This is a genomic window from Cloacibacterium caeni (assembly GCF_907163105.1).
GTDB lineage: Bacteria > Bacteroidota > Bacteroidia > Flavobacteriales > Weeksellaceae > Cloacibacterium > Cloacibacterium caeni_A.
Window position 1 is genome coordinate 208689 of the sequence record NZ_OU015321.1, and the last position, 17434, is coordinate 226122.

17 protein-coding genes are annotated in these 17434 nt (G+C 30.0%); 15 read left to right on the forward strand and 2 right to left on the reverse strand.

The features are described 5' to 3' along the window. The first annotated feature begins 3 nt into the window (after positions 1-3). The 15 genes from KKQ76_RS00995 to KKQ76_RS01065 all read left to right on the forward strand — a co-directional run bounded on the left by KKQ76_RS00995 (position 4) and on the right by KKQ76_RS01065 (position 16448). Entirely contained in the window at positions 4-1176 is a 1173-nt protein-coding gene (locus tag KKQ76_RS00995; RefSeq protein WP_213195432.1) for a glycosyltransferase, read from the forward strand. Then, on the forward strand, positions 1169-2389 hold the full coding sequence (locus tag KKQ76_RS01000) for a glycosyltransferase family 4 protein (RefSeq protein ID WP_213195433.1): 1221 nt from the start codon (positions 1169-1171) through the stop codon (positions 2387-2389). Before KKQ76_RS00995 ends, KKQ76_RS01000 begins: the two co-directional genes overlap by 8 nt. Beyond that, complete coding sequence (locus KKQ76_RS01005) at positions 2386-3570, forward strand: O-antigen ligase family protein (protein ID WP_213195434.1); 1185 nt, start codon at positions 2386-2388, stop codon at positions 3568-3570. Before KKQ76_RS01000 ends, KKQ76_RS01005 begins: the two co-directional genes overlap by 4 nt. A gap of 80 nt (positions 3571-3650) precedes the next feature. After that, positions 3651-4832, forward strand: coding sequence for a glycosyltransferase (locus KKQ76_RS01010; RefSeq protein ID WP_213195435.1), 1182 nt, complete (start codon positions 3651-3653; stop codon positions 4830-4832). Between the two features lie 36 nt (positions 4833-4868). After that, positions 4869-5966, forward strand: coding sequence for a glycosyltransferase (locus tag KKQ76_RS01015; protein ID WP_213195436.1), 1098 nt, complete (start codon positions 4869-4871; stop codon positions 5964-5966). Between the two features lie 147 nt (positions 5967-6113). Then, entirely contained in the window at positions 6114-7238 is a 1125-nt protein-coding gene (locus KKQ76_RS01020; protein WP_213195437.1) for a glycosyltransferase, read from the forward strand. Continuing rightward, the gene (locus KKQ76_RS01025; RefSeq protein WP_213195438.1) at positions 7222-8256 is read left to right on the forward strand and encodes a polysaccharide biosynthesis protein; all 1035 of its coding nucleotides are present in this window, start codon (positions 7222-7224) and stop codon (positions 8254-8256) included. The genes KKQ76_RS01020 and KKQ76_RS01025 overlap by 17 nt, the downstream gene beginning before the upstream one ends. 109 nt (positions 8257-8365) lie before the next feature. Continuing rightward, positions 8366-8782 carry a WxcM-like domain-containing protein gene (locus KKQ76_RS01030; RefSeq protein ID WP_213195439.1) on the forward strand — a complete coding sequence of 139 codons (417 nt, stop codon included), beginning with the start codon at positions 8366-8368 and terminating at the stop codon, positions 8780-8782. Positions 8783-8792: 10 nt separating this feature from the next. After that, positions 8793-9911 carry a polysaccharide biosynthesis C-terminal domain-containing protein gene (locus KKQ76_RS01035; protein ID WP_213195440.1) on the forward strand — a complete coding sequence of 373 codons (1119 nt, stop codon included), beginning with the start codon at positions 8793-8795 and terminating at the stop codon, positions 9909-9911. Positions 9912-10395: 484 nt separating this feature from the next. Further along, a complete protein-coding gene (locus KKQ76_RS01040) occupies positions 10396-10773 on the forward strand; it encodes a GxxExxY protein (RefSeq protein ID WP_213195441.1) in 378 nt (125 codons plus the stop codon). Then, positions 10773-11909 (forward strand): non-hydrolyzing UDP-N-acetylglucosamine 2-epimerase, encoded by a 1137-nt coding sequence (gene wecB / locus KKQ76_RS01045; RefSeq protein ID WP_213195442.1) that lies wholly within the window; start codon positions 10773-10775, stop codon positions 11907-11909. Before KKQ76_RS01040 ends, wecB begins: the two co-directional genes overlap by 1 nt. A 2-nt stretch (positions 11910-11911) precedes the next feature. Beyond that, the gene (locus tag KKQ76_RS01050) at positions 11912-13123 is read left to right on the forward strand and encodes a glycosyltransferase family 4 protein (RefSeq protein ID WP_213195443.1); all 1212 of its coding nucleotides are present in this window, start codon (positions 11912-11914) and stop codon (positions 13121-13123) included. After that, on the forward strand, positions 13120-14103 hold the full coding sequence (locus KKQ76_RS01055) for an MraY family glycosyltransferase (protein WP_246501303.1): 984 nt from the start codon (positions 13120-13122) through the stop codon (positions 14101-14103). The genes KKQ76_RS01050 and KKQ76_RS01055 overlap by 4 nt, the downstream gene beginning before the upstream one ends. A gap of 312 nt (positions 14104-14415) precedes the next feature. After that, positions 14416-15720 (forward strand): 30S ribosomal protein S12 methylthiotransferase RimO, encoded by a 1305-nt coding sequence (gene rimO / locus KKQ76_RS01060; RefSeq protein ID WP_213195444.1) that lies wholly within the window; start codon positions 14416-14418, stop codon positions 15718-15720. A gap of 359 nt (positions 15721-16079) precedes the next feature. Next, positions 16080-16448, forward strand: a complete 369-nt coding sequence (locus KKQ76_RS01065) for a septal ring lytic transglycosylase RlpA family protein (RefSeq protein WP_213195445.1) — start codon at positions 16080-16082, stop codon at positions 16446-16448. Between the two features lie 182 nt (positions 16449-16630). On the opposite strand, the gene KKQ76_RS01070 is transcribed toward KKQ76_RS01065, so the two are convergent. Further along, positions 16631-17032 carry a hypothetical protein gene (locus KKQ76_RS01070; RefSeq protein ID WP_213195446.1) on the reverse strand — a complete coding sequence of 134 codons (402 nt, stop codon included), beginning with the start codon at positions 17030-17032 and terminating at the stop codon, positions 16631-16633. Next, positions 17010-17417: a hypothetical protein gene (locus tag KKQ76_RS01075; RefSeq protein ID WP_213195447.1), complete on the reverse strand. Its 408-nt coding sequence runs from the start codon at positions 17415-17417 to the stop codon at positions 17010-17012. Before KKQ76_RS01075 ends, KKQ76_RS01070 begins: the two co-directional genes overlap by 23 nt. Positions 17418-17434 lie beyond the last annotated feature (17 nt).

Genomic DNA, 17434 nt, shown 5'->3' on the forward strand with positions numbered 1-17434 from the left:
ATTATGAATATTCTTATTGCAAATACACAAGAATTTAATCCTTTGATTGGTGGGGTAGAAAGAGTTTCTACTCTGCTTACTCATGAATTAGTGAAGTTAGGATATAATGTTTATTTTTTAGCGTATCACAAAAGCCCATTTAGTAAGCCCTACAAACCTCCTGTTACACAATTTTTTTTACCCAATATTAATGAAATTTCAAGCCAAGAAAACATTGATTTTTTTCTGAAAATAATTAAAGAAAAAAAAATTGATATAGTGTTAAATCAAGCAGGGAATATTGTTGATTTCTCTAACCTCTGTATGAAAGTAAAGGAAAGTTCAAGTATAAAACTACTGTCTGCTTTACATATTAATCCAGATTTTAAGTTGAAACAATTGCAAGTAGATGCTAAAACAACCATTCATAATTTCTATCATCCAAAATTTATTAGAAGAAAAATTTTATATTTTTCTAGAAAAAAGAAAATATTTAATTACTATAAAAAATTTTATAATAAATTATATAATGAGTCTGATAAAATAGTTTTATTGTCTGAAAGATATTATTCTGTTTTTTCAAAATTTGTAGAACCCATTACAGATGATAAATTAGTAGCAATTCCTAATCCTAATACTTTATATCCTGATGACAAAGACCTTATAAATAAGGAAAAAATAATATTATATGTCGGTAGGCTAGACTATGCACACAAACGCCCAGATAGAATAATTACAATTTGGAATAGTTTAGAAAAAGAATTTCCTGAATGGAGTTTGAAAATAGTAGGAGACGGTCCTTATTTGTCTCATTTAAGAAAAAAAGTTAACGCATTACATTTAAAAAATGTCGAGTTTTTAGGATTTGTGAATCCCCTTGAGTATTACTCCCAAGCTTCTATTCTTTGTATGACATCTAATATAGAAGGGTGGCCATTAGTACTTAATGAAGCTTTGTGCTTTGGAACAATTCCTTTTGCTTTTACCAGTTTTGAAAGTATATATGATATTCTAGATGATGGAAAAACGGGTTATTTAATAAAACCATATGATTTGAAAACTTATACTAATCAGTTGAGACTTTTAATGTCTGATGAAAATAAACTGTATAGCATGGCTCAAAATGCTATTACTTCATCCAATAGATTTGATAAAAAAAAGATTATAGATAAGTGGATAAATTTATTTAATGAATAATATGAAGATTCTTTGGATTGTTAATATCATTTTGCCAGCTCTTTCTAGGGAGCTCAATCTTACCGTAAGTCCTTTTGGAGGTTGGCTAGTTGGTCTTTCTGAACAACTTAAAAATTGTGAAAATATAGATCTCCACATAGTGACTGTAAGAAAAAAAACAAAGTCTTTTTCAAAAAATATTGATGGTATTTATTACTATACGGTGGATAACTCAGAAGAACAATGGAAACATTTGCAAAGAGAAATCATGCCAGATGTTGTTCATATTCATGGAACAGAATTTAATTATGGGTTGAACTTTATTAAAGCTAATGGTGCTGAAAATGTTGTTTTTTCTATTCAAGGTCTAGTGTCTGTCATAGGAAAATATTATCTAGCAGGAATTTCCACATTAGATATTTTAAAAAATATTACCCTTAGGGATATTTTAAGAAGAGACACTCTTTTTCAAGCCCAAAAAAAATTTAAAAAAAGAGGTCTTGTAGAAAAAGAACTTTTCAATACATGCAATTACGTAATTGGAAGAACAGAATGGGATAAAGCGCATACGTTGAAATTAAATCCTAAGATGACCTATTTTCATGGAGGAGAAATTTTAAGAAATAGCTTTTATGAATCTCATAAATGGGATTATAAAAATTGTGAACCATACACTATTTTTTTAAGTCAAGCAGGTTATCCCATCAAAGGACTTCACCAAGTGCTAAAAGCTGCATATTTACTGAAAAATAAATATCCTCAACTGAAAATAAAAATTGGAGGAAAAAAAATAGAAGAAGAAGGATGGATGAATAAATTAAAAATAAATGGGTATGCCAATTATGTGAAAAATTTAATCAAGCATCTTAATCTTAAGAACAATGTAGAATTTATAGGATTTTTATCTGAAGAACAAATGAAAGAACAATATTTAAAATCAAATGTTTTTGTTTGTCCGTCATCAATTGAAAACAGTCCTAATTCTCTTGCTGAAGCCCAAATATTAGGGGTGCCAAATGTTTCTTCATATGTAGGAGGAATACCAGATATGGTTAATCATAATAAAAATGGCTATCTTTATCGTTTTGAAGAAGTAGAAATGTTGGCTTTTTATATAGACGAAATCTTTAAAAATAAAGAAATAAATCATTTTTTTGAGGAAAAAATTGCCCAAAGACATAATCCAAATATAATAACACAACAATTATTGCAAATTTATAATTCTGTAAAATGATTGCAAATTTTATAAAAAAAGAGTTTATTCTATTAGTAATGATCTTCATTACTTTTATTAATCCATTCTTCTATGGCAAAAGAATGGCATTATTGATTGTACTTTTTATCATTTTTAGAATCAAAGAAAGTTTACGCTTGTTAGATATCAATTTTTTTCTATTATTATTTTTTTCTGTTTCATATGAACTTTTTTCTTCTTTTAATACCAATTATAATGATGATGGTCTTATAAGTGTTATCCCTAATATGTTTGTTCCTTCGTTTTTGTATTTGTCAGGAAAATATATTTCAAAAAAATATGATAGAGAAGAAGTTCTAGTATTTTTATTTTTGTTTTTAACATTCACTTTTTCTTTGGTTCCCATGATTTCTATTTTAGAACAAATAATAACCAATGGTTTTATAGAGGGTAAAAGAACAATGTATTTATTATGGAATAAAGGTAATTACATTAGTGCTACAAATATCTCTGCTTTTTTTGTGTTAAATATGGTTTCTTTAGGGTTGATAAACATAAAATATGATAAATTATGGGTGAAGCTAATAATATTTTTGTTATTTCTATTTTCGTTAATTTGTGTTTTGAGGTTAGGGAGTAGAACTCAATTATTAGTTTCTTTAATTAGCTTTATTTTATTATTTTTTAAAAATTTTAAAAATTTTTCTTTTTTTCACAAAACCACTGTTATTTTAATATCAATATTTTTCTTCTTTTACATTATAAATAATATTGATTTTAATTCAGATTGGCTTAAATTTTATAAAAACCGATATGATAGCGAAGAGTATGGAGTGGGTACAGCAGGGGGGAGAACCTATAGATGGATAGGTAGCCTTGAATCTATTTTTACTGACCCATGGGGTTGGGGTCTTGAAAAGTATGGACATGCTCATAATATGTGGCTTGACATAGCGAGAATGGGCGGGGCAATCTCTTTTTTACTTTACTTAGCTTTTACTTTATCTGTTTTTTTTAGTTTCTATAAATTATTGAAATTAGAAACAACAAAATTATTTCTCAAAAATTATTTTATTGTTTATTTGATTGGGTTTTTATTAGTGTTCTTTGTAGAGCCAATAATGGAAGGGTATTATTTACTTTTTTTGTTGTTTTGTATCTTTACGGGAATAATATCACAATATGTTAACAACCTTAAAAATAAGCCAACTATATATTGAAATGAAACTTTATTTTTTAAGAAAAAACTACAAAATAAATATTTTTTTTGATGATAATAAGTGAATTTTAAAAAATTAATATGAAAATTATATATTATAGCAATTTAGTTCCTTTAGAGTTAAGAGAAGAAATCAAATCTAAAACCGGTTCTTATCCCTCTCAAGCGGCTCAAAAATTTCACAGTTTATTGTCAGAAGGTCTTAAAAACTTTACTTCATTACAAAATATTTCTTCATTACCTATTAGTGGGGATGTGTCTCAAGAAATAGAATGTAAAAATTTTCAAAATCATGATTTTTTCTTTACAGGTTTTAATAAAAAAGGTTTAATAAGACAAATATTTAATGTATGGTATTCATTTATTCTCACATTCAAACTTTATAGGAAAAATAATATTAATTATGCAGTTTTTGACTACCTGAATCAATCTGTAACGATTGGAGGGTATATTGCTTGTATGATTTTAAAAGTGAAAAAAATTGTAATTGTAACTGACTTGCCTCAGTATCAGCATATAAATAAAAATAAAGGTCTCATTAATAAATGGTATATTAAATTTTTATTGAAATTTTTAAATTCTTTTGATGGGTATATTTTATTAACCAAACAAATGAATGATGTAGTCAATAAGAATTTGAAGCCCAATATCATTATGGAAGGACTCGTAGATGCAAACTATGAAGTGGGAGTAACCTATGAAAGGAAAAAAATTATATTGTATGCAGGAGGTTTATATGAAAAATATGGGGTAAAGAAACTAATAAATGCTTTTTTAGCATTAGAGTTAAACGATTTTCAATTACATTTATATGGGTGGGGCGATTTAGAACAATACATAAAATCTTGTGAGGTGAAACATAACAATATTAAGTTTTTTGGAGTTGTACCAAATAGTGAAATAGTGAAATTATTACCCGAATGTACTTTATTAGTAAATCCTAGACCTTCTTCACTAGAGCTTTCTAAATTCTCTTTTCCATCAAAAATTCTAGAGTATATGTTGTCTGCCACTCCTGTAGTAACAACAAGACTGCCCGGCATTCCAGAAGATTATTCTAATCATCTTTATTTTTTTGATGATGAATCTGAAATTGGTATTAAAAACACTTTGAATAATTTGATGAGTTTATCTTCAGAGGAGTTATTTCAGAAAGGACAATTAGCCTCAAAATTTGTTATGAATGAAAAATCAAATAAAATACAAGCGCAAAAAATAGTTAATTTTTTATATTCGAATCCTACTTTAAATAAAAAAAGTTAATAGAAATAAATATTAAAAGGAGAAATTATTTTAAAAATGAAAAAGGAAAAAATTGCATTTATTTTGAATTATGCACCCCATTATAGGCTTTTTATTTATAATCTTCTCGCGAGGAATATAAATATAGATTTTTATTTCGGTGATATACCTAATTCTAATATAAAAAAAATAAGATATGAAGAATTACTTGGGTTTAAAAAAGAATTCAAAACTATTACGTATAAATCGTTTTATTGGTATGTAAGTAGTATATCCTTAATATTTAAATCGTATAATAAATTTGTATTGACAGGAGACCCACAAATTTTGTCTAACTGGATATTTCTGATAATAGCCAGAATGATGAATAAAAAAACTTATTTGTGGACACATGGATTGTATGGCAAAGAAACCAAAATTCAAAAAAAAATTAAGTTAATATATTTTAAATTGGCCTCTAAATTACTATTGTACGGTGATTATTCAAAAAATCTATTAATACTTGATGGTTTTAAAGAGGAAGATCTGATTGTAATTTATAATTCTTTAGATTTTGAAAAACAAAAAAATATTCGAAGTACTTTAATCAAATCAGATAGATATATAAAATATTTTCAAAATAATAATCCTATATTGTTTTATATAGGTAGAATTCAAAAATCAAAAAAACTTGAGCAAATATTAGAAGCTATGAATATTTTGAAATCACAAAATATAAATACTAATTTTGTACTTATTGGAGGTATGGATATTGATTATGATTTTGATCAAAAAGTTAAAGAAAATAATCTAGAAAATCTAGTTTGGCAGGTAGGCCCTATTTATGATGAAATGATCATATCACAATATATATATGATGCTGATATTTGTGTGTCACCAGGAAATGTTGGGCTTACAGCTTTACATTCATTAGCTTATGGGACACCAGTAATTACTCATAACAATTTCACAAAACAAATGCCTGAATTTGAAACAATTCTAGATGGAATTAATGGATTTTTTTTCAAGGAAAATGATGTGAACGATTTAGCGAATAAAATAAAAAAATTAATATCAAAAGAAAATCGCAAAGATGAGGTTTCAAGGGTAATTGACGAAAAGTGGAATCCTAATTATCAAATAAAAATTTTTAAGAGTCAACTATCAACAAATTAATAATATTAATGTTGTTTCCTTTAATAATGTCAAAAATGATATTTTTTTTGAAAACTCAATTTCCTTGAATGAAGATTTTTAGGTTTATCAAAATTAATGACAATTAATAAACTAAAAAATATACCTTTATAAAATTAAATTTTTTTAATGAAACTATTAATTGATTGCTCTAATTTATATGCAGGTGGTGGTTTACAAGTAGCTACTTCTTTTCTAAATGACTTAAGAGAATTAGGACTTAATCATAATTATCACATTATTCAATCTAAGAACTTTGCTCGCGGGTTTACTAAAGATAATTTCCCTAATAATTTTGAATTTTATGAGCTGGGAGAGAAAGAAGAAAAATATATTCTTAAAAGAAGAAAAACGATGCTTAATTTAGAGCGCAAAATATGCCCAAATGTAATTTTTACAGTTTTTGGACCTTCTTATCATAGAAGTAAATATCCTAAAATCGTAGGAATGGCAATCCCATATTTGATTTATCCAGATTCTCCGTTCTTTGAAAGCTTAGGATTTAAAGAAAAAATGAAATACAGAATATTTAGTGTATTGAAATCGCTATTTTTTAAAAACAACTCAGATGCATTGATTTTTGAGTCTGAAATTGCAAGAAAAATCTTTATAGAAAAATATAAATATAATAAGCCTACCTATACAGTAAACAATACTCTTAATTCTATTTTTCTGGAAAAAGATAAATGGCAAAGTATAGATCTATGCCAAGATAGATTTAATATTCTTTGTTTGTCGGCGAATTACCCTCATAAGAATTTGAATATCATTCCTAAAGTAATTGAATTAATAAAAGCTAAAAATCCAAGTTTTAGATTCACTTTTAATATTTCGGCTTCTATTGAAGATTTTTCGTGGTCCGAAAGGACATGCGAAAATGTGAATTTTTTAGGTCATGTTCCATTAGAAAAAATTCCAGATTTATATCTTAAATCTGATTTGCTATTTTTCCCAACATTATTAGAGGTTTTTTCTACTACTTATTTGGAAGCGCTTCAAATGGGAGTACCCATTGTTACCTCAGATATGCCTTTTTCAAAAGATATTTGCGATACTGGGGCCATATACTGCAATCCTACTGATCCTAACGAATATGCTGAGGCAATATTAAATATTTTTATGAATTATGAAATAAGACGAGATTTAATAAACGAACAGTCAATAATTATTAAGAAATTTGCAACAAGTAAGGAAAGAACAAGAAACTACTTATCTATAATAGAGAAAACTTATAGTTATGAAAATAAAAAATAAGAAATTACTCATCACAGGCGGAACAGGTTCTTTCGGAACAGCTGTGTTGAATCGCTTTTTACATACAGACCATTTCTCAGAAATCAGAATTTTTTCGCGCGACGAAAAGAAACAAGATGACATGAGAAATCTCTATAAAAATGACAAAATCAAATATTATATTGGTGATGTAAGAGATTTTTCCTCTGTAGAACCTGCAACCAGAGGTGTAGATTACATCTTTCATGCAGCAGCCTTGAAACAGGTGCCTTCTTGTGAGTTTTTCCCAATGCAAGCAGTAAAAACCAATGTAGAAGGTACACAAAACGTCATCAGAGCAGCAGCGCAAAATGGCGTGAAAAAAGTAATTTGTCTTTCTACTGACAAAGCTGCTTATCCTATCAATGCCATGGGAATTTCTAAAGCCATGATGGAAAAAGTAGCCGTGGCAGAAGCAAGAAACCTTAAAGATACTGTGGTGTGCCTTACCAGATACGGAAACGTAATGGCCTCCAGAGGTTCGGTAATTCCATTGTTTTTAAGCCAAATCCAAAAAGGTGAGCCCATCACCATCACAGACCCTAATATGTCGCGTTTCTTTATGTCTCTGGAAGATGCGGTAGACTTAGTGTTATTTGCTTTCGAAAACGGAAATCCTGGAGATTTATTCGTAAACAAAGCACCTGCTGGAAGCATTGGAGACTTGGCAAAAGCATTAATAGAACTCACTGGAAAAGAAGTGCCCGTGAAAATCATTGGGACCAGACACGGCGAAAAACTCTACGAAACGCTCTGCACCAGAGAAGAAATGCAAAAAGCAGAAGACATGGGAGATTTCTACAGGATTCCTGCAGATAATAGAGACTTAAACTACGCCAAATATTTCTCTGAAGGAGAAGAAGATATGTCTAAAATTGAAGATTATCATTCTCATAATACAGAACAACAAGGAGTAGAAGGATTGAAAAAACTCATTTCTAAATTGCCTTTAATCAGAAAAGAAATTTTTGGTGAAGACGTTTTACAATATCCCATGTAAACCAATCCAAAGTTAAGACTGAGTAAAAATGATTAAATCATGTGCTTAATAAAGCCGCAAATATCTGCGAATGATAAAATGTCATAACAATATAAATTAAAAAAGTCAAGTGAACCCATCTATTCTAAAAGGAAATTTATTCCAAGACCACAGAGGAACACTGCGTTACAATAATGATTTTGATGCGTCATCCATCAAAAGAATGTATTTGATAGAAAATAAAGACCTCTCCGTAGAAAGAGCTTGGCAAGGTCATAAAATAGAGCAAAGGTGGTTCTCGGCGATTAATGGTTCTTTTCAAATTACTTTGATTACACCAAATGATTGGGAAAATCCAACAGAGATTGTGCAGAAACACACCTTTATTTTAGAAAGTGGAACATTAGATGTGCTGCATATTCCATCAGGATTTTTGTCTCATATCAAAGCGCTTCAGGATAATGCTCAGTTATTGGTTTTGGCTGATTATAAATTAAAAGAAATAGCAGATGAATATAAGTTTCCCTTAGAAACTTTTAATTTTTAAAAACATTCAAGTGAAAAAAATAGGAATTACAGGGCAAGAAGGTTTCGTAGGTTCACATCTTTACAATACATTAGGGCTACAACCTGAAAAATATGAGAGGGTTCCCTATGATAAATCTTTTTTTCAAAATCCAGAAAAATTAGAAAATTTCGTGGCACAATGTGATGTAATTGTGCATCTAGCTGCTATGAATCGCCATCCTGATCCAGAAGTGATTTATGAAACCAATGTAAATTTGGTAAAACAACTCATCACTGCTTTAGAAAAAACCAATTCCAAGGCGCATGTGTTATTCTCATCTTCTTCGCAGGAAGAAAAAGACAACCTCTACGGAAAATCCAAAAAAGAAGGACGTGAACTATTAAGCAATTGGGCAAAAAACCACGGCGGAACATTCACAGGTTTAGTGATTCCAAATGTTTTCGGGCCATTTGGTGCACCCAATTATAATTCTTTTATTGCTACTTTTTGTCACAAATTAACCCATGGAGAAACACCAGAAATCCAACAAGATGGTGAGGTGAATTTAATCTATGTAGGCGAATTGGTACAAGAAATAATCAATAAAATAGAAGTAGACGTTTCAGAAGAAATCTACCACGTTCCCTTTACATCTACGCATAAAGTAACCGAAGTTTTGGCCAAATTAGAAAATTATAAAACCTTATATTTAGAAAACGGCGAAATCCCAGAACTGAAAACGCCTTTTGATTATCATTTATTCAATACGTACAGAGCATACATTGACCTAGAAAATCATTACCCGGTGAAGTTTACTCAGCATACGGACCATAGAGGAGCGTTTGTAGAATTAATAAGATTAGGAATTGGCGGACAGTGCTCTTTTTCTACCACTGTTCCAGGAATTACCAGAGGAAATCATTTCCATACCAGAAAAATCGAAAGATTTGCCGTGATTAAAGGAAAAGCTTTAATTCAATTGAGAAAAATAGATTCAGACCAAGTGCATGATTTTTATTTAGATGGTTCAGAACCAGCTTATGTAGACATGCCGATTTGGTACACTCATAATATCAAAAACATAGGAGACGAAGAACTGTATACCATGTTTTGGATAAACGAACCCTATAATCCAGAAAATCCAGATACTTATTTCGTTGAAGTATAAATTGAAAAACATAAAAAACCATCCGCGAAAATCAGCTGATAAAATTTGCGAGAATCAGAGAGAAATAAAATTCGCAAAAATAAAAGCATAAAAAAATATCCGCGAGAAATATAATAAACATCAGCAAAATAAAAACATAAAAAAAATCCGCGAAAATCAGCGGATAAAATTTGCGAGAATCAGCGAGAAATGAAATCCGCAAAAATAAAAACATAAAAAAAATCCGCGAGAAATGAAAACCATCCGCGAAAATCAGCGGATAAAATTTGCGAGAATCTGCGAGAAATAAAATCTGCAAAAATAAAAACATAAAAAAACATCCGCGAAAATCAGCGGATAAAATCAGCGAGAATCAGCGAGAAATAAAATAAAAATCAGCAAAAAATAAAAACATAAAAAAAATCCGCGAAAATCAGTGCATAAAATTTGCGAGAATCAGCGAGATATGAAATCCGCAAAAATAAAAACATAAAAAACTATAACCATGACCGAAAACGAAATATCTTATCTCATAAGAGGTGCCATATATAAAGTATATAACAATATTGGTCCAGGATTATTAGAATCAGTTTATGAAACCGCTCTTGTTTATGAACTAAGAAAAGTAGGGTTAAATGTAAAGTCTCAATTAGGATTGCCATTCATTTATGAAGAATTAAAAATGGAAGTTGGCTTTAGAATTGATATTTTTGTAGAAAATAAAGTAATTGTAGAAGTAAAATCAGTAGAACATCTCGCAGAATTACATTACAAACAATTATTAACCTATCTTAAACTATCAGAAGTGAAATTAGGATTATTAGTAAATTTTAATACTTCTGAAATTAATGAAAATATAATAAGAATTGTAAATCATTTATAATGAAAAAATTAAAAGTAATGACCGTTGTAGGAACCAGACCAGAAATCATCAGATTATCTATGGTTCTTAAAGCATTAGACCAATCAGACGCAATAGAACACACCATAGTCCACACCGGACAAAATTATGATTACGAGCTCAATCAGATTTTCTTTGAAGATTTAGGACTTCGTAAGCCAGATTATTTCTTAGAAGCTGCTGGAAAAACAGCCACAGAAACCGTAGGAAATATTTTGATTAAAATAGATCCACTTTTAGAAGAAATCCAACCAGACGCTTTCTTGGTATTAGGAGATACCAATTCTTGTTTGTGTGCCATTCCTGCGAAGAAACGACAGATTCCTATTTTCCACATGGAAGCAGGAAACCGTTGTTTTGACCAAAGAGTACCAGAAGAAACCAACCGTAAAATTGTAGACCACACCGCAGATATTAATTTGACTTATTCTGATATTGCAAGAGAATACTTGTTAAGAGAAGGACTTCCAGCAGATAGAATCATCAAAACAGGTTCGCCAATGTTTGAAGTGCTAAATCATTACCTTCCAGAAATTGAAAAATCTGATGTGTTGTCAAGATTAAATTTAGAAGAAGGAAAATATTTCGTGGTGTCTTCTCACCGTGAAGAAAACATCAATTCTGAAAAGAATTTCAACGGATTAATAGAGAGTTTAAATGACATTGCCGAAAAATTTGGTTATCCCATCATCGTTTCTACACACCCGAGAACCAGAAATATGATAGACAAAAAACAAATTTCGGTAAGACCAGAAATTCAGTTTTTAAAACCGCTAGGATTCCATGATTATAATGCATTACAAATGAGAAGTTATGCCGTATTATCAGATTCAGGAACGATTTCTGAGGAATCTTCCATTCTAAATTTCAGAGCGTTAAATATCAGAGAAGCGCATGAAAGACCAGAAGCTATGGAAGAAGCCAGCGTAATGATGGTAGGACTTTCGCCAGAAAGAATCATGCAAGGTTTAGAGCAGCTAAAGACACAGAAATTAGGAGACCAAAGAAATTTCCGCCAAGTAGCAGACTATTCGATGCCGAATGTTTCTGAAAAAATGGTGAGAATCATCTTGAGCTATACCGATTATGTAAATAGAGTAGTGTGGAGTAAAAAATAAAGATGAAGATTTTATTAGTTACCCAATATTTTTATCCCGAAAATTTCAAAGGAAATGACATTGCATTTGAAATGCAGAAAAAAGGTCATGAGGTAACCGTATTGACTGGAATCCCTAATTATCCAAAAGGTAAGTTTTTCAAGGGATATGGTTACTTTAAAAGAAGAAGAGAAACGGTAAATGGAGTAAAGGTCATTCGTACATTTTTAATTCCCAGAGGAAATAGCACAGCCATTCCATTGATGGTAAACTATTTTACTTGGTTTATTTTTGCAAGTTTTTATGCGGTATATCTAGCTTTGAGTAAAAAATTTGATAAAATTATTGTTCAGCAATTATCTCCTGTTATGATGGGATTACCTGCTGTAGTAGTAAAAAAGATACAGAAAATTCCTGTTTATTTTTGGGTATTGGATTTGTGGCCAGAAAGTTTAGAGTCTGCAGGCGGAATAAAGAACAAAAAAATATTAGGTTTTTTTGAATCGATGGTTAAGTTTTTGTACAGAAACTCAGACAAAATATTGATAAGTTCAAAAGGCTTTAAACAGTCAATTCTTAAAAAAGGTAATTTTGAAGATAAAATAATATATTTTCCAAATTGGGCTGAAAAATCGATTAATGAATCAAAACAAAATGTTGAAATTAATTTGCCAAAGTTTCCGTCTGGTTTTAATATTTTATTTGCTGGTAATGTAGGTGTAGCGCAAGATTTAGTGAACGCAATAAAAGCGATGGAAATAGTCTTGAAACAAAATAAAAAAATTAATTTTTTAATTTTAGGCGACGGGAGAGATAGAAAAAGATTAGAAAAATTAGTTTTAGAAAAAAATATTGAAAAAAACATTCATTTTTTTGGAAAGTATCCTATAGAAACGATGTCTTATTTTTTTAGTAAGGCAGATTGTATGTTTGTATCTTTAAAAAATGAGCCTATTTTTAGCTTGAGTTTACCCGCAAAAGTACAAGCCTATATGAGTGTTGGTAAACCTATTATTTCTATGATGAATGGTGAAGGATATAATATAATTAATGAAGCCGATTGCGGATTTGCCGTTCATGCAGAAGATTATAAAGATTTGGCTGATAAAATTTTAGAAATTGAGAAACTGCCAGTTCTAGAGAGACAACGATTAGGGGAAAATGGTAAAAGTTTTTATCAAGAAAATTTTGTTCTAGAAAATTGTATTAGTAATTTGGAAAAAATTATTTCATGATGGAATATTTACTGACTGCTATCTTTCTTTTTTTCTTAGAACTGCTTTATTTTAGAATAGCAGATAAATTTAATATTATAGATAAACCCAATCATAGAAGTTCTCATACGCAGATTACACTTCGTGGAGGTGGAATTATTTTTCCCATTGCATTTGTACTGTATTTTGTGGTGAGTGCTGCGTACAGAAAAGATTACTTTTTACCGGAAGATTATTGGAGTTTTGGATTAGGATTATTAGCCTTATCTACCATTAGTTTTCTGGATGATATTTTAGATTTATCGAGCAAATTGAGATTATTATTTCATTTTGTAGCTGTTACCTTGCTAATTTATTTCTTAGGATTATTCACCTCTGCACCCATTTGGTTCATTCCTTTGGTGTATATTTTTGTAATAGGAGTACTGAATGCCTACAATTTTATGGACGGAATCAATGGAATTACAGGCGTGTACAGCTTGGTCATGTTGCTCACGTTTTATTACATCAATCAATATGGGGTAGCGTTCACCGATGCTCATTTTATTATCTACCCGATTTTGGCAAGTTTGGTGTTTTTATTTTTCAATTTTAGAAAAAAAGCCAAATGTTTCGCTGGAGATGTTGGAAGCATGAGCATTGCATTTTGGGTTTTAGCTTTATTAGGATTGTTAATGGTAAAAACCGAAGATTTCACGTATTTATTATTCATCGCAGTGTATGGAATAGAAGTAATTTCAACCATTCTTCAAAGAATAAAATTGAAAGAAAATATTTTTGAAGCACACCGTCATCATTTATATCAGTTGTTGGTTAATCAGATGAAATGGTCACATCTTTTGGTGGCTACATTATATGGAGGGGTTCAGTTATTGATTAACGCTTGTGTAATAAAACTCGGACTCAATTTCTGGGAAGGCACATTGTATTTAATATTGCCTACCTTCATCATCTACATTTACTCCAAATACTATATCTACAAAAAAACAGGAGCTTACTAAAAAATACCAGAACCGAATTTTCGGTTCTTTTTTTTATCCAAAATCACTTGTTATCAATTTTCTCATTTTCAAATTTTCTCATTTTCAAATTTCCAAATCACCACATCACCACATCATCACATCACCACATCACTTCAAATCCACAGATACTCCATAGATAAAGCATGGATAGTGTATGAAAAGTGTATGAAAAGTGCATGAAATGAATAGGCATATTTTACCTCAAAAAAACTCTTACCTAAAGTTCCTTTTTAATTTCATAAATTTGCAACCTTAATTAATTCAATACTTACCATCCATCAATTATCATACATGAGAACAAAATCTGTAGGCAAAAAGAAAATTAACATCGTAACCCTAGGCTGTTCAAAAAACATCTACGACTCAGAAGTCTTAATGGGACAGCTCAAAGCAAACGGCAAAGAAGTCGTCCACGAACAACGTGGAGACATCGTAGTGATTAACACATGCGGTTTTATCGATAATGCCAAAGAAGAATCCATCAATACCATCCTAGATTTTGTAGAAGCTAAAAATAGGGGAGAAGTAGAGAAAGTCTTTGTTACGGGTTGTCTTTCAGAAAGATATAAGCCAGATTTAATCAGGGAAATTCCAGATGTAGACCAATATTTTGGAACTCGTGATTTACCAATTTTGCTAAAACATCTTGGTGCAGACTATAAACATGAATTAGTAGGAGAACGTTTAACGACTACTCCAAAACATTATGCCTACCTTAAAATAGCTGAAGGTTGTGATAGACCTTGTGCATTTTGTGCTATTCCGTTGATGAGAGGAGGTAATGTTTCTACTCCAATTGAAAACCTAGTAATAGAAGCACAAAAACTTGCAAAATCTGGGGTGAAAGAACTCATTTTAATTGCTCAAGACCTTACCTATTACGGTTTAGATTTATACAAGAAAAGAGCATTAGGAGATTTGTTAAAGGAATTGATAAAAGTAGAAGGCATAGAATGGATTCGTTTGCATTATGCATTTCCTTCAGGTTTTCCAGAAGATGTATTAGAATTGATTAAATCAGAGCCTAAAATTTGCAATTATATTGATATTCCGCTTCAGCATATCAATACAGAAATTTTAAAGGCCATGAAGCGTGGAACCACTTATGAAAAAACCAATGCTTTATTGGATAAATTCCGTGAAAAAGTTCCAGACATGGCCATTAGAACTACTCTAATCGTTGGTTTCCCTGGTGAAACGGAAGAAAAGTTCCAAGAATTAAAAGATTGGGTTCGTACGCAACGTTTTGATAGACTGGGTTGTTTCACCTATTCTCACGAAGAAAATACAAGTGCTTATGTGTTAGAAGATGATGTTCCAGAAGAGGTGAAACAGGCTAGAGTAGAAGAAATTATGGAATTACAATCTCAGATTTCTTGGGAAAAGAATCAAGAAAAAATCGGGAAGACTTACAGATGTATTTTTGATAGAAAAGAAGGGAATTATTTTGTGGGAAGAACAGAATATGATTCTCCAGATGTAGATAACACGGTTTTAGTGGAAGCAAATGACACTTATATTTCAATTGGTGAGTTCGTTAATATCAAAATAACTTCTGCAGAAGAGTTCGATTTATATGGTGAAATTGCAGAATAATATTTCTTTTTTATTTACGGAAAACCATAAAATTTACATTAAGTTAAATTTAAATTAATGTATTTAAAAATAAAAAATCATCAATTAATTGATGGTTTTTTTGATTTTATTTAATGTTTTTTATTGATAATGTTTTTGAATTGACAAAAAACAATGCGTTAAATAGTTAATAATGTTAACGATTTTAACATATTTTTTAACATTTTTTAACATTTCTTCTCATTTCCCATGGTTAGGTAGTTGAGAGAGTTGTTTAACAAATTTTTAACATAAAATTAAGAAAATTTAACAACTTGGTTGTGTGCTAAAAGAGGTTCATGATAACTTTGCGCCTGTAAAACCCACAAAAAATATTCAAAATGATGAAAAGAGCTATTCTCGTAATCATAATGATGATTTCAACACTTGGTTTATATTCTTTCAAATATAATACCAATGATGCTAAAACAAGTTTTGCATCGTTCTACCACGATAAATTTAACGGTAGAAAAACTGCAAGCGGTGAAGTTTTTGATAACTCAAAATTTACTGCTGCGAATATGAGATTACCATTTGGAACACAAGTAAAAATTACTAACTTAAGAACAGGAAAATCTGTTGTAGTTAGAATTAATGACAGAGGTCCATTTCACAAAAGTAGAGCTTTTGATATGACAAAAGCTGCTTTTAAAGAAATTGGTAATCATAGTTCTGGAACTATTCCTATAGAATATGAAATTGTCGATTAACGATTAAAACCACCTTTAAAGGTGGTTTTTTTATTGTTTTTTTTAAGTTCACTTTAAGTTTGTTCTCTTGTTTTGTATTTATTAAGAAAATAATCATATTTGTGCTGAATTAACAGTTGTTAGTTTGGAGAAAAACACAAATGATCTTAAAAAATGAACCAACTTATTATAAGTTGGTTTTTTTATACATAAGTAGTGATAACCCTCTCTAGATTAGGATTATAGTTATCCCATATTTTCCATTGCATATTTTGGTCTTTTTTAAGAAAATAAGTTTGGAAATTCATCACTTTATAAAAGAACACTTTGCCTTCTGCTGTTTTCAAAACTAAATCCCAAAACTCATGTGCTTTGAGCACTTTTAAATCTTCTTCATCAGATAGAAGTTCACAATCCAATAATTCAAACTTTGCAAACTCATAGTCGAAGTCAAAATGATATTCTGCATCTTTGTATCTCTTCATATATTCCTTAATTCTCCTTAAAATTGCAGAATCTTCGAAAACATAAGGATAAATATCGCTTAAATCAATTTTAGGGAGTTTCTGGATGGCTTTAAACTCATTTTGACAAAAGGGTTTCAATGATTTTTCGGTAAGGTTCTATTTGTTCAGAATCATCATCAGAAATAGTCAGTTGTTTACTATTCAATATATATTCATTAAGGTCATAATGACCTAAGAAAATACATAATTTATCTAAGGTTTTGATGAAGCGTAAATCGTTTAAAGCAGAAGTTTTATAACTTTTATCGAAAAATCTTTGGAGGGTAATGTACGAAATGGTATTTCCGAGTTCAAATTTTCTCTCACCTTGTAAAAATTTTGAATGTGATAATTCTTGCGAAACAATTTCGGCCAATAAAATGTAATGAGTTCTCTTCCAAGATACAACATCTTTCAGAACGCTGTTTTTAACGTTCTGATGATTCTTTATTTCTTTCTTTATTTCCTCAATTATCGTTTTCATAGTAAAAAGTTAACTAA

Coding starts and splice junctions, on each gene's coding strand:
- KKQ76_RS00995 (WP_213195432.1), top strand. CDS start 4: ATGAATATTCTTATTGCAAATACACAAGAATTTAATCCTTTGATTGGT.
- KKQ76_RS01000 (WP_213195433.1), top strand. CDS start 1,169: ATGAATAATATGAAGATTCTTTGGATTGTTAATATCATTTTGCCAGCT.
- KKQ76_RS01005 (WP_213195434.1), top strand. CDS start 2,386: ATGATTGCAAATTTTATAAAAAAAGAGTTTATTCTATTAGTAATGATC.
- KKQ76_RS01010 (WP_213195435.1), top strand. CDS start 3,651: ATGAAAATTATATATTATAGCAATTTAGTTCCTTTAGAGTTAAGAGAA.
- KKQ76_RS01015 (WP_213195436.1), top strand. CDS start 4,869: ATGAAAAAGGAAAAAATTGCATTTATTTTGAATTATGCACCCCATTAT.
- KKQ76_RS01020 (WP_213195437.1), top strand. CDS start 6,114: ATGAAACTATTAATTGATTGCTCTAATTTATATGCAGGTGGTGGTTTA.
- KKQ76_RS01025 (WP_213195438.1), top strand. CDS start 7,222: ATGAAAATAAAAAATAAGAAATTACTCATCACAGGCGGAACAGGTTCT.
- KKQ76_RS01040 (WP_213195441.1), top strand. CDS start 10,396: ATGACCGAAAACGAAATATCTTATCTCATAAGAGGTGCCATATATAAA.
- wecB (WP_213195442.1), top strand. CDS start 10,773: ATGAAAAAATTAAAAGTAATGACCGTTGTAGGAACCAGACCAGAAATC.
- KKQ76_RS01050 (WP_213195443.1), top strand. CDS start 11,912: ATGAAGATTTTATTAGTTACCCAATATTTTTATCCCGAAAATTTCAAA.
- KKQ76_RS01055 (WP_246501303.1), top strand. CDS start 13,120: ATGATGGAATATTTACTGACTGCTATCTTTCTTTTTTTCTTAGAACTG.
- rimO (WP_213195444.1), top strand. CDS start 14,416: ATGAGAACAAAATCTGTAGGCAAAAAGAAAATTAACATCGTAACCCTA.
- KKQ76_RS01065 (WP_213195445.1), top strand. CDS start 16,080: ATGATGAAAAGAGCTATTCTCGTAATCATAATGATGATTTCAACACTT.
- KKQ76_RS01075 (WP_213195447.1), bottom strand. CDS start 17,417: ATGAAAACGATAATTGAGGAAATAAAGAAAGAAATAAAGAATCATCAG.